The sequence below is a fragment of the Streptomyces caeni genome (genome assembly GCF_042678285.1).
GTDB lineage: Bacteria > Actinomycetota > Actinomycetes > Streptomycetales > Streptomycetaceae > Streptomyces > Streptomyces caeni.
Genome location: NZ_JBHUDX010000083.1, coordinates 170171 through 182381, shown reverse-complemented (window position 1 = coordinate 182381; position 12211 = coordinate 170171). Strand labels below are relative to the sequence as shown.

Here is a 12211-nt window from a genome sequence, read left to right as displayed (position 1 = left end):
CCGCGCCCCTGCCGGCGTCCGTGTGCCCTCATCCTTCTTCGCCGTCGGTGACGGCACTCCCGCGTCCCACCGGGCGGACGTGTGACCCGTATGCACCGGAGAACGTCGACACACGTGACCATCGCCTCCTCAGCGCCGATACTTTCCGACAATGAACCGACGACACCGTCCACCCACACCTGACGGCACGTCAGCGAGGCCGGCACCACCCACGCCGGGTCCAGAGGCCCGCCAGTCAAGCTCCCAGGAGGTAGCCCATGAGGATGTTGATCAACGTCCCGGAAACGGTGGTCGCGGACGCGCTGCGGGGCATGGCGGCAGCCCACCCCGAGCTTGCGGTCGACGTGGAGAACCGGGTGATCGTACGGCGTGACGCCCCGGTCGCCGGAAAGGTCGCCCTGGTCTCCGGCGGCGGCTCGGGGCACGAACCGCTGCACGGAGGGTTCGTCGGCCCCGGCATGCTGTCGGCCGCCTGTCCCGGCGAGGTGTTCACCTCCCCGGTGCCCGACCAGATGGTGCGCGCGGCGGCGGCCGTGGACAGCGGTGCGGGCGTGCTGTTCATCGTGAAGAACTACACCGGCGACGTGCTGAACTTCGACATGGCGGCAGAGCTCGCCGAGGACGAGGGCATCCAGGTCGCGAAGGTCCTCGTCGACGACGACGTGGCGGTCACCGACAGCCTCTACACCGCGGGCCGGCGCGGCACCGGCGCCACCCTGTTCGTGGAGAAGATCGCGGGGGCGGCCGCGGACGAGGGGCAGCCGCTGGAGCGCGTGGAGTCCATCGCCCGGCAGGTCAACGACAACTCACGCAGCTTCGGTGTCGCCCTCAGCGCCTGCACCACTCCGGCCAAGGGCACCCCGACGTTCGATCTGCCGCCCGGCGAACTGGAGTTGGGCATCGGCATCCACGGCGAACCGGGGCGCGAGCGCCGCCCGATGATGACCTCCCGCGAGATCGCCGACTTCTCGGTGCACGCCGTGCTGGACGACCTGGAGCCGCGCAACCCCGTGCTGGTCCTGGTCAACGGGATGGGTGCGACCCCGCTGCTGGAGCTGTACGGCTACAACTCGGAGGTGCAGCGGGTGCTGACCGAGCGTGGCGTCGCCGTGGCCCGCACCCTGGTCGGCAACTATGTCACCTCTCTCGACATGGCGGGCGCCTCGGTCACCCTGTGCCAGGCCGACGAGGAACTACTGCGCCTGTGGGACGCGCCGGTCAGCACGCCGGGGCTGCGCTGGGGCAGGTGAGTGAGGTCAACGTCCACACCACGCAAGGAGATTCAGTGCTCGACGCCGACTTCTTCCGCCGCTGGATGGCGACGGCCGCCGCGTCCGTCGACCGCGAGGCCGAGCGGCTGACCGCGCTCGACTCGCCGATCGGCGACGCCGACCACGGGACCAACCTGCAACGCGGGTTCCGCGCGGTGGTGACCGCGCTGGAGAAGGAGGCGCCGGACACTCCCGGCGCGGTTCTCCAGCTCGCGGCCCGGCAGCTGATCTCGACGGTCGGCGGAGCGTCCGGTCCGCTGTACGGCACGCTGCTGCGCCGCGCCGGCAAGGCCCTCGGGGACGCCGCCGAGGTGTCCGGGGAACAGCTCGCGAAGGCGCTGGGGGCGGGCGTGGACGCGGTCATGACGCTGGGCGGGGCCTCGCCCGGCGACAAGACGATGATCGACGCCCTGGTGCCCGCGGTGGACGCGCTCGGCACCTCGTTCGAGGCCGCGAAGGCCGCCGCCGAGGAGGGCGCCGTCGCGACGACGCCGTTGCAGGCCCGCAAGGGCCGCGCGAGCTATCTCGGTGAGCGCAGCATCGGGCACCAGGATCCCGGCGCCACCTCGTCGGCCCTGCTGATCGCCGCACTGGTGGAGGCCGCCGGTGAGTGACGCCGACGAGAAGCCGGTGGGCATCGTGCTCGTCTCGCACAGCGCAGCGGTCGCCGCGTCGGTCGCCGACATGGCGACGGCACTGGCGGGCGGCGGGGCGACCGCGCCCGTCGCCGCGGCGGGCGGCACGGAGGACGGCGGGTTGGGCACGAGCGCCGAACGGATCTCGGCCGCGGCCGCCTCCGTGGACCGGGGCGCCGGGGTCGCCGTGCTGATGGACCTGGGCAGTGCGGTCCTCACCGTGAAGGCGCTGCTGGCGGAGGGGGACGAACTGCCGGAGAACACCCGGCTGGTCGACGCGCCCTTCGTCGAGGGCGCGGTCGCCGCGGTGGTCACGGCCTCCGCGGGCGCGGACCTGGCGGCGGTGGAGGCTGCGGCCGAGGAGGCATACGGGTACCGGAAGGAGTAGCCCGGGAAGAAGGCGTAGGCGTACCGGAAGGAGTGGTCCCGGGCGGAGTCGGTCAGGATGGAGCGGTCCCGGAATGGGCGACCCCGCCGGGAGTGACGGCGATTCCACGCACCCGCGCGGGCCCGGGCCCGCGCGGGTGCGTCATGTCCGGTCGTGCCCGCTCCTTTCGCGGGCTCCGTTCTCCCGCAGGAACCTGCGCGCCAGTTCCTCGCCCCGTTCCCTGGCCGCGCGGCGGTCCTCGAGCCGGGACACGCGCGCGTCCCTGAAGACGATGTACGTCACCCCGAAGTCGGCTCCGCCGGTGCGCGGGTCGTGGCGGATGCCCAGGGCCCTGACGGTGGCGTACGACGCCTCACCGATGATCTCCCGGGGACCCGTGTCGCCGACGACCGCGTACTGGACGCGGCCCCGGAGGATCACAGCGGCGACGGAACCGCCCCCGATGCCGTATCTGCGGTGGTCCCAGATCGCGCTGGGGGCGGGCACCACGATGTACGGCAGTGTCTCGGCGCTCACATACCGTCCGTCGGACTGCCGGTACGTGGTGGCCGGGGTGAAGGACGGATCGGTCCGCCGGTTGCACACCGGGCCGGGCCGCCCGTCGCAGTCGGTGTCCATGTCCGCCTTCCAGAACACGGCGCCGCGGGCCCCGCAGACCGGGATGTCCGCCGGGGTGCCCTGGTCGCTGCGGTAGCGCCCGTGCGACACCTGGACGCAGTCGCGCACCGCGGCCAGCAGGTCGGCGGCGCGCACGGCGCCCTCCTGCGCGGCCGGGGGCTGCTGCGGCCGGGCACCGGCCAGCAGCAGGGCGGGTGCGAGCAGAGCGGGGGCGAGCAGGGCGGCGCCGGCCGCGGCCGGCAGCAGCAGCGGCAGCGGAACGAACACGACGAGAGCCCCTCTTCCGGAAGTGACGGGTGGTCATCCATCCCGTAGACGTGCCACGTTCGGGGGTTCGTCCACCAAGAGGGAACCGGACGGAGCACAGCTCCTTGGTGCGGTCGAGTGGCCGGGAAACCTGCCCGGCCACTCGACCGCGCTCGCCGGCGCGGGAACAGCGACGACAGCGGGACCGCGCCGTCGGGCACGAACTGCCGCAGATGGCAAGCAAGTTCACGCCGTGCCAGGCACCAGCATACGTAGCCCCGGCGCGCACCGGGGGAACACCGCCTCCAACCGCCCGCACTCTTGCCGCGATCGGAGCAGTCACGCCATAAAGGTACAGACCAATCCGGCGGGGGGAGACGGGCCGTGCGACCCGGGACGCGGCCGGCAACCTCTCACCGGCGAGCGAGGCGGTGCGGCTGACCACGCCGCCCGGCTCCCACGACGGCAGGGGCACCGCCCCGACCCGCTTCCGTGCCACGGCGCACCGCGCCGACGGGGCGTACCGCCTCGATCTGTCCTGGGTCCCCCCGGACGCCGATGGAGTCATCACGGAGTACCGGATCCACCTCGACGGGAAGCCGGCCACCTCACTCGTCCGGGGCGGCACGGCGCCGCGCACCACGGCCTCCTACAGTTTCTACGCGGGCCGGGAGGCCGGGGCCACGCACCGGGTACGGATCCGCGCGAAACCGCCGGACGGCACCTGGGGCGGCTTCTCGCCCGAGCGGCCGGTGACGACGGGCCGGTGACGACGGGCCGGTGACGACGGCCGCACGGCCTGCCGGACTACCGCCGCACGTCCGGCTCTTCGGGGGCGGGCAGGTCGTCGAACGCATCCAGGGCGTGTGTCAGCCACTGGATCCAGAAGGTCTCCAGGTCGATGCCGGCCCGCAGCACGAGATGCCGGATGCGGTCCTGCGCGGAGTTGCTGCCGGGCCCGAAGTCACGTTTCTCGATCTCCAGGTACTCGGCCAACTGGCCCTGGTGGAGGGCGAGATGGCGGTGCAGGTCCGCCTCGATGCCCTCGGTGCCGACGACGGCCGCGGCGCGCAGCCGCAGCAGCAGCACGTCGCGCACCGGCTTGGGATCTTGGGGCGCGGACGTCCAGCGGGCGAGCTCGGCGCGACCCGCGGGCAGGACCTCGTACGACTTCTTCTGCCCGCGGACCGGCTGTGCGGTGGGGAGGGCACGGATCAGGCCGTCGCTCTCCAGCCGTCCCAGCTCGCGATAGATCTGCTGGTGGGTCGCCGACCAGAAGTAGCCGATCGACCTGTCGAACCGACGGGTCAGTTCGAGTCCCGACGACGGCTTCTCCAGCAGGGCGGTCAGGATCGCGTGCGGGAGTGACATGAGCTCATCCTAGGGAGCGGCACGCGGCCCTACAGCGCCGCGGCCAGTTCCGTGCCCTGCTTGATCGCGCGCTTGGCGTCCAGCTCCGCCGCCACGTCGGCGCCGCCGATGAGGTGCGGTGTCCGGCCCGCGGCCACCAGTTCCTCGTACAGGTCGCGGCACGGCTCCTGCCCGGTGCACAGCACGATCGTGTCGACCTCCAGGACCCGGCTCGCACCGTCGACGGTGATGTGGAGCCCGGCGTCGTCGATCCGGTCATAACCCACCCCCGGAACCATGGTGACGCCGCGGTGCTTCAGCTCCGTGCGGTGGATCCAGCCGGTGGTCTTGCCGAGCCCCGCGCCGACCTTGGAGGTCTTGCGCTGCAGGAGGTGGACGGTGCGCGGTGGGGCCGGCCGCTCGGGCGCGGTGAGGCCGCCGGGGGCGCGGTAGTCCATGTCGACACCCCAGTGGCGGAAGTAGGTCGCCGGGTCCTCGCTCGCCTTGTCGCCGCCGTCGGTGAGGTACTCGGCGACGTCGAAGCCGATGCCGCCCGCGCCGAGGATCGCGACGCGCTCCCCGACGGGGACGCCGTCGCGCAGCACGTCGAGGTAGCCGACGACGCTGGGGTGGTCGATGCCGGGGATCTGGGGGGTGCGCGGGGTGACCCCCGTGGCGACGACGACCTCGTCGTGGCCGGACAGGTCGCCGGCGGTGACGCGGGTGTTCAACCGGACGTCCACGCCGCGCAGCTCGAGCTGGGTACGGAAGTAGCGGAGCGTCTCGTCGAACTCCTGCTTGCCGGGGACCTTGCGGGCGATGTTGAGCTGGCCTCCGATCTCGCCCGCCGCGTCGTAGAGCGTGACGTCGTGGCCGCGCTCGGCGGCCGAGACGGCGCAGGCCATCCCGGCGGGTCCGGCGCCCACCACCGCCACCCGCTTGCGCAGCCGGGTCGGGGACAGGACCAGCTCGGTCTCGTGGCAGGCGCGCGGGTTGACCAGGCAGGAGGTGATCCTGCCGCTGAAGGTGTGATCGAGGCACGCCTGGTTGCAGCCGATGCAGGTGTTGATGGTCTCGGGACGTCCCGCCGCGGCCTTGGCGACGAAGTCGGCGTCGGCGAGCATGGGTCGGGCCAGGGACACCATGTCGGCACAGCCCTCGGCGAGCAGCCGCTCGGCGACCTCGGGGGTGTTGATGCGGTTGGTGGTCACGAGCGGGATCGAGACGGCACCCATCACCTTCTCGGTCACCCATGCGTATGCGCCGCGCGGTACGGAGGTGGCGATGGTCGGGATGCGGGCCTCGTGCCAGCCGATACCGGTGTTGATGAGGGTCGCCCCGGCGGCCTCGACCGCCTTGGCGAGCGTGACGACCTCGTCGAGGGAGGACCCGCCGGGGACCAGGTCGAGCATGGACAGCCGGTAGACGATGATGAAGTCCTCGCCCACGGCTTCGCGGACCCGCCGGACGATCTCCAACGGGAAGCGCGTCCGGTTCTCGTACGACCCGCCCCAGCGATCCTCGCGCCGGTTGGTCCCGGCGGCGATGAACTCGTTGATGAGGTAGCCCTCGGAGCCCATGATCTCGACCCCGTCGTAGCCCGCCCGCCGGGCCAGGCGGGCGGCGCGCGCGTAGTCGTCGATCGTCTGCTCGACCTCGGCGTCGGTGAGCGCGTGCGGGACGTACGGGCTGATCGGGGCCTGGAGCGCGCTCGGCGCCACGAGGTCCTGGTGGTAGGCGTACCGGCCGAAGTGGAGGATCTGCATCGCGATCCTGCCGCCCGCGCGGTGCACGGCCTCGGTGACGACGCGGTGCCGCTCGGCCTCCTCCTCGGTGGTGAGCTTGGCGCCGCCCTCGTACGGGCGACCCGCCTCGTTGGGCGCGATGCCTCCGGTGACGATGAGGCCCACTCCCCCGCGCGCCCGCTCGGCGTAGAACGCGGCCATGCGCTCGAAGCCGTGCTCGGCCTCCTCCAGGCCGACGTGCATCGATCCCATGAGCACACGGTTGGGCAGGGTGGTGAAGCCCAGGTCGAGCGGGCTCAGCAGATGCGGGTAGTGGCTCATCGGGGCCCTCCGTACGGCGTGTCGTCCCTCTGTTGTAGATGACGGCACCCCTGTTATGCAACTAGTTGCATAACAGGGGTGCCGGGCCGTCCCGCCGGGCCGCTACCGCCTGGTGCCGATCAGGACATGGGCCCACAGCTCCACCGAGACCACGAGCCGGACGTCGAGCCCGCCGCGGGTGAACGCCTCCACAGCCGCGGGAACCTGGCGTTCGCTCGTCTCCACGAGCAGGCTGCCGCCGGGCGCCAGCCACCGGGGCGCCCCGGCGGCGACCCTGCGCAGCACGTCGAGCCCGTCCGCGCCTCCGTCCAGGGCGCGCAGGGGTTCGTGGTCGCGGGCCTCGGCGGGCAGCAAGGCGACCTCGTCCGTGGGGACGTAGGGGACGTTGGCGGCCAGGATGCCGACGCGGCCGCGCAGGCCGTCCGGGAGGGCGGCGAACAGGTCGCCCTCGTGCACCCGGCCGCCGTACGCGGCGACATTGCGGCGCGCGCAGCGCACTGCGGCCGGGTCGATGTCCGCGGCGTGCAGTTCGGGCCCGTCGAGGGCCGCGGCGAGGGCGGCGCCGACCGCACCCGAGCCGCAGCACAGGTCGACGACGAGCGAGGCGTTCCGTCCGAGGGCGAGGGCCTGGTCGACGAGGAACTCGGTGCGGCGGCGGGGCACGAAGACGCCCGGTTCCACGGTGACCCGCAGTCCGTGGAACCCGGCCCAGCCCAGGACGTGTTCGAGGGGCAGGCCCGCGGCGCGCCGGTCGACCATGGCGGCCGCCTCGTCGGGTGTGCGGGCGGTGGAGAGGATCAGTTCCGCCTCGTCCTCGGCGAAGACGCAGCCGGCGGAACGGAGCGCGCGGACGACATGGGAGCGCGACAGTGGTGGCATGGAGCCGAGATGCCTTTCGGTTGACCGAAGGGCGCCCTCGCGGTCACCTACCGCCGGTGACCCGCACTGATGCGAGGTGAGAGCACCCGAGCCGACACAGTGGAAATGGGTCTCACCTCCTGGGCCACGACCAGGCCGGGACGGTCCGCGGCTGGGACGGTCACCTTAGCAGGAGCGGCCGGACGCGGGCCGTCGCGGCCGGCGCTCCGGCACCAGGTCGTATTCTGCGCCCAGAGGGCCGAGGGGAGGTCCCGTGACGTCGGCCGAAGGTCCGGCGGGACCGCCGCGGCGGGGCGGGACGGCACCGCGGTCGCGCGTGGACGCGGACCGGATCGAGGGGTTTCACGGGCAAATGGCCGGGAACTTCGCCCAAGAGGACAATGGGCAGAAAAGGCTGCTCCGGGGCGGAAGCAGCCCGCACCGCATGCGCAGTCGTCCGCGAGCGCCCGTCCACGGGCCGGGGGGCGAGCCATCCACCGGCCGGGGGTCGAAGAGCATGTCCGGTCCGGCACAACGGCATGGCCCGGTCCCGGCGCGGCGCGGTCCCTCCGGGGCAGGCACCCGTCCGCGGGATGGGAGGCGGCGGCAAGGAGGTCGAGATGCGAACCCGGATGCGCGGCTGGCGCTGGCGGCGCAACTCGCTGCGCCGCCGGTCGGACGTCGTGGAGGCGTGGACGGCCCTGATCGTCGTCGTTCTGCTGTTCGCCGGGGCACCGCTCGTCGGCGCGGCGGTGGGCCGGTGGGCGTACGACACCGCGCGCGCGACGCAGACGGCCCAGCGCGCCGGCCGCCATCTGGTGCCCGCGGTGCCGGTCGAGGACGCCCCGGCCGCGGCGCCCTCGACGGAGGGCGGCAGGCGGCCCCTGTACCCGGTGAAGGTGCGCTGGACCGAGCCGGGCAAGGGCACGCGGACCACGCTCGCCGAGGTTCCGGCGGGCTCACGGCGGGGCGACCGGGTGGAGGTGTGGCTGGACGCCGAGGGGCGTGGCGTCGCCCCGCCGCCGACCGACGCCGCGGTCTGGCAGCACGCCCTGGCGGCCGGTGTGTGGGCCGCGGGCGGTGCGGCCGGGGCCGTCCTCCTGGGCCGCACCGTGATCGGCCGCGTCGCCGAGCGGCACCGCATGGCGGAGTGGGAGGCCGAGTGGGCCCGTACGGGACCGGACTGGGGCCGGCGCACGGCGTGACCGGGAGCAGGGGAGACGAGGTCTGGCGACTCCCACGGGGCCGCCGTACGGTGTGATCACCGAACTGCCGACGTCAAAGGTGTTCCTCCATGGCTTTGTTCGACCTGCCGCTTCACGAACTCCGCGAGTACCGCAGCGCCTCCATCGAGCCCGCGGACTTCGACGCGTTCTGGACGAAGACGCTGCAGGACACCCGCGAACACGACCTGGGCGCCCGCTTCGAGCCCGTGGAGACGGGTCTGAAGACGCTCCAGGTGTACGACGTGACGTTCGCCGGATTCGGCGGCCATACGGTGAAGGGCTGGCTGAGCGTGCCGGCGTCCGCGGACGGGCCGCTGCCCACGGTCGTGGAGTTCCTCGGTTACGGCGGCGGCCGCGCCCTGCCGCACATGCATCTGCTGTGGGCCTCGGCGGGCTGCGCGCACTTCGTGATGGACACGCGAGGACAGGGCAGCGCCTGGGGCGGGGGCGAGACGCCGGACCCGGTGGGCAGCGCACCGGCCTTCCCCGGGTTCGTGACACGAGGGGTCGAGGATCCCGAAACGTACTACTACCGGCGGCTGTTCACAGACGGGGTGCGGGCCGTGGAGGCGGCCCGCACGCACCCGCTGACGGACGCGTCCCGCACCGCGGTGGTCGGCGCCAGCCAGGGCGGCGGCCTCACGATCGCGGTCGGCGGTCTCGTCCCGGACCTGGTGGCGGTCGCCCCGGACGTGCCGTTCCTGTGCGACTTCCCTCGGGCGACGACGCTCACGGACCGCGCCCCGTACCGGGAGATCGGCAACTACCTCAGGACGCACCGCGGCCGCACCGAGCGGGTGATGCGGACGCTGTCGTACTTCGACGGTGTGCACTTCGCCGCGCGCGGCCGGGCGCCCGCCCTGTTCTCGGCGGCCCTGGAGGACCAGACGTGCCCGCCGTCCACGGTCTTCGCCGCGTTCAACGCGTGGGCGCACGAGGACAAGACCATCGAGGTGTACGACTTCAACGACCACGAGGGCGGCGGCCCCTACCAGGAGGCGGTCAAGCTGCGCTGGCTCCCGGCCCGCTTCTGAGCCGCCGCATGGACACGATGGGCACCTCCGAGGCGGCGCACAGGTTCACAGCGGTGTGGCAGCGGGCCTGGGCGGCGCACGACGTGGACGCGATCCTCGCCCTGTACGCGGAGGACTGCGTCCACCGGTCGATGCCGTTCCGCACGCCGCACCGGGGGCGGGACGAACTCGCCGCGTACCTGCGGTGGTCGTTCGCCGGCGAGCGGACGCTGGACGTCCGCTTCTCCGAGCCGATCACCGGCCCGCAGGGGCGGGCGGTCGCAGAGTTCCGGGTGCTGACCGAGGAGGACGGCACCCCCTCGACCCTCGCGGGCTGCGTGTTCGTCCGCTTCGACACGAAGGGTCTGGCGGTGGAGACACGGGACTACTGGCACACCGTCGCCGGCCACCGGGAGCCGGCCGGTCCGCTGTTCTTCACCTGACACGGCTTCCGTTCTCCGCCTGACACGGCTTCCCTCCAGTCCGACCAGTCGGTACGTTCATCACGCCCGACCGTCCCGGCCGGGCGTACCCGCGACGGACCACGGAGGACCCATGTCCCAGCACGTGCCCCAGGTCAACGGCCGGTGCGACCCGCGTTTCGCGGCGGTGCGCAGGGCGTTCGAGGAGAACATCCGGGAACGGGAGGAGCTGGGCGCGGCGGTCGCCGTCACGCTGAACGGCGAGACGGTGGTGGACCTGTGGGGCGGCTGGGCCGACGCGGCGCGCACACGTCCCTGGGAGCGCGACACCGTGGTCAACGTCTGGTCCACGACCAAGGGCCCGGCGGCCCTGTGCCTGCACATCCTGGCCGACCGTGGCCTGGTCGACCTCGACGCGCCGGTGGCCGCGTACTGGCCCGAGTTCGCGGCCGCGGGCAAGGAGTCGGTACCGGTGCGGCATCTGCTGTCGCACCGCGCCGGCCTGTCCGGGCTGCGGGAACCGCACACGGTGGAGCAGCTCTACGACTGGGAGCTGACCGCCTCCCGGCTCGCGGCGCAGGAGCCCTGGTGGGAGCCGGGGACGCGGAGCGGGTACCACGCGCTGACCTACGGTTTCCTGGTGGGCGAGGTGGTCCGGCGGGTCTCGGGGATGCTGCCGGGCGCGTTCCTGCGCGAGGAGGTGACCGGGCCGCTCGGGATCGACTTCACCGTCGGACTTCCCGAGAAGGAGGCCCATCGGGCGGCCGAGCTGGTGCAACCGCCGGTGGCCGACCGCGGGAAACGGCTGGCCGCCTTCGCCCGGTTGGCACCCGCGGCCCAGGCCGCGCTGGCCAATCCCGTCGTCGGTGCCGCCCAGGCCAACAGCCCCGCCTGGCGGGCCGCGGAGCTCCCGGCGCTCAACGGTCACGGCACGGCCCGCGCCGTGGCAGCGCTGTACGGGATTTTCGCCCTGCGGGGGTCGTGGGGCGGGCTCCGGGTACTGTCCCCCCAGGCCGCCGAGCGGGTCCGCGAGGCACAGGGCGGCTGCCGCGACCTGGTGCTGGGCGACCGGTTCGGACGGGACACGGAGATGGCGCTCGGGCTGTGGCTCAGCGGCTCCCACGGCTCGTACGGGCCGAACCCGAGGGCTTTCGGACACGACGGCTTCGGCGGCTCCTGCGGGCTCGCGGATCCCGAGGCGGGTGTCTCCCTCGGCTATGTCATGAACCGCATGGGCCCGCATGTCGCGGACGACCCGAGGAAGATGACCCTCGTCGGCGCCGTGTACAGCGCACTGCGGTAAGGCACCGGGCGGCGCGGAACGGATGCGGCCGAACTCCCGGAGCACTCCTCCATGCTGGTTTAGACCAATGCTAGATGTGGTCGCGCACCGATTCCACACGGCTACGTCTTGCCACCGGAAGGTGTGGACACAGCCCGCACCACCCGTTCCGAGCCCCCCTCCCCCGCCCGCGCGACGAGCCGCCGTACCGGCGGATCGCCACCGATCCGCCGGGCGAGTTGCGCGACGGCACCATCCCGCCGGGCGAACGGCCACCCGGGGAGAGACAGCTCGCCGCGCACTTCCGGGTCAGCCGGGAGACCGTGCGACGGGCCCCGCAGATCCTGCGCCACGGCGGTGCGGGCCGCCACCGACCGCCGGAGATCACCGACCTGGTGACGGAGGCCCAACGGCGCCCGCCGGTCTACGAGTTCACGCTGCCCGCCGCCGGATGACCGCCCGGCCGCGGGCCTTCTCCCCGCACGACGCGGGCCTGGCGCGCCAGGGCCAGCAGCCGGCCGTCCGCCGACCACACCTCGCTGTCGTCGACGACCCAGCCGCCGCCCGCCTGCGCCGTCCTCATCCGGACCAGCGCCCAGCCCTCCGGGGCGGCGTCGTCCGGTGCGTCGGCGAAGTGGACGGTCAGCTCGGCGGTCGGCACCGGACGGGGGCTGCGCCAGCGCGCATAGAGGCCGGGAGGCAGCACGTCGGTGAGGGTGACGACGGCACCGGCGTCGAGCGTGCGGCCGTCGGCGAACCGCACCCAGGCGAGGAGTTCGGCGCGTTCGCCTCCGCCGAGCGGCCGGCCCGGGCCGGCCGGCCGGATCTCGACCTGC

Annotated in this window: 13 protein-coding genes and 1 pseudogene; 9 read left to right on the top strand and 5 right to left on the bottom strand. The window is 73.3% G+C overall.

Features of this window, described 5'->3' with window-relative positions; genetic code table 11:
• Positions 1-257: 257 nt before the first annotated feature.
• Genes dhaK through ACFSL4_RS27385 form a run of 3 tightly spaced genes read left to right on the top strand, consistent with a single transcriptional unit; the run spans position 258 to position 2294 of the window.
• A complete protein-coding gene (gene dhaK, locus ACFSL4_RS27395; protein WP_381088304.1) occupies positions 258-1250 on the top strand; it encodes a dihydroxyacetone kinase subunit DhaK in 993 nt (330 codons plus the stop codon).
• Between the two features lie 35 nt (positions 1251-1285).
• Complete coding sequence (gene dhaL, locus ACFSL4_RS27390) at positions 1286-1885, top strand: dihydroxyacetone kinase subunit DhaL (RefSeq protein ID WP_381088432.1); 600 nt, start codon at positions 1286-1288, stop codon at positions 1883-1885.
• Positions 1878-2294 carry a PTS-dependent dihydroxyacetone kinase phosphotransferase subunit DhaM gene (locus tag ACFSL4_RS27385; RefSeq protein ID WP_381088301.1) on the top strand — a complete coding sequence of 139 codons (417 nt, stop codon included), beginning with the start codon at positions 1878-1880 and terminating at the stop codon, positions 2292-2294. Before dhaL ends, ACFSL4_RS27385 begins: the two co-directional genes overlap by 8 nt.
• Before the next feature lie 141 nt (positions 2295-2435).
• Here the strand turns inward: ACFSL4_RS27385 and ACFSL4_RS27380 are convergent, their stop codons facing one another.
• Positions 2436-3179, bottom strand: a complete 744-nt coding sequence (locus tag ACFSL4_RS27380) for a glycoside hydrolase family 75 protein (protein WP_381088298.1) — start codon at positions 3177-3179, stop codon at positions 2436-2438.
• Positions 3180-3547: 368 nt separating this feature from the next.
• Here ACFSL4_RS27380 and ACFSL4_RS27375 point away from each other — a divergent pair.
• A pseudogene (locus ACFSL4_RS27375) lies at positions 3548-3928 on the top strand (fibronectin type III domain-containing protein); the annotation flags it as partial.
• Between the two features lie 37 nt (positions 3929-3965).
• Here ACFSL4_RS27375 and ACFSL4_RS27370 read toward each other — a convergent pair.
• The 3 genes from ACFSL4_RS27370 to ACFSL4_RS27360 form a co-directional block, all read right to left on the bottom strand.
• Entirely contained in the window at positions 3966-4529 is a 564-nt protein-coding gene (locus ACFSL4_RS27370; RefSeq protein WP_381088295.1) for a PadR family transcriptional regulator, read from the bottom strand.
• Positions 4530-4558: 29 nt separating this feature from the next.
• Positions 4559-6574: an oxidoreductase gene (locus ACFSL4_RS27365; RefSeq protein ID WP_381088293.1), complete on the bottom strand. Its 2016-nt coding sequence runs from the start codon at positions 6572-6574 to the stop codon at positions 4559-4561.
• Positions 6575-6676: 102 nt separating this feature from the next.
• Complete coding sequence (locus tag ACFSL4_RS27360; protein WP_381088290.1) at positions 6677-7453, bottom strand: putative protein N(5)-glutamine methyltransferase; 777 nt, start codon at positions 7451-7453, stop codon at positions 6677-6679.
• 599 nt (positions 7454-8052) lie between these two features.
• Here ACFSL4_RS27360 and ACFSL4_RS27355 point away from each other — a divergent pair.
• The 5 genes from ACFSL4_RS27355 to ACFSL4_RS27335 all read left to right on the top strand — a co-directional run bounded on the left by ACFSL4_RS27355 (position 8053) and on the right by ACFSL4_RS27335 (position 11830).
• Positions 8053-8637 carry an Rv1733c family protein gene (locus ACFSL4_RS27355; RefSeq protein ID WP_381088287.1) on the top strand — a complete coding sequence of 195 codons (585 nt, stop codon included), beginning with the start codon at positions 8053-8055 and terminating at the stop codon, positions 8635-8637.
• An 89-nt stretch (positions 8638-8726) separates the two neighbouring features.
• Entirely contained in the window at positions 8727-9692 is a 966-nt protein-coding gene (locus tag ACFSL4_RS27350) for an acetylxylan esterase (protein ID WP_381088285.1), read from the top strand.
• Positions 9693-9709: 17 nt separating this feature from the next.
• Positions 9710-10114, top strand: coding sequence for a nuclear transport factor 2 family protein (locus tag ACFSL4_RS27345; protein ID WP_381088429.1), 405 nt, complete (start codon positions 9710-9712; stop codon positions 10112-10114).
• Between the two features lie 112 nt (positions 10115-10226).
• Positions 10227-11396: a serine hydrolase domain-containing protein gene (locus tag ACFSL4_RS27340; protein ID WP_381088282.1), complete on the top strand. Its 1170-nt coding sequence runs from the start codon at positions 10227-10229 to the stop codon at positions 11394-11396.
• Positions 11397-11470: 74 nt separating this feature from the next.
• On the top strand, positions 11471-11830 hold the full coding sequence (locus ACFSL4_RS27335) for a GntR family transcriptional regulator (RefSeq protein WP_381088279.1): 360 nt from the start codon (positions 11471-11473) through the stop codon (positions 11828-11830).
• Here the strand turns inward: ACFSL4_RS27335 and ACFSL4_RS27330 are convergent.
• A partial coding sequence (locus ACFSL4_RS27330) for a thioesterase family protein (protein WP_465269767.1) occupies positions 11800-12211 on the bottom strand: 412 nt, incomplete at its 5' end. The two genes, ACFSL4_RS27335 and ACFSL4_RS27330, sit on opposite strands and share 31 nt — an antisense overlap.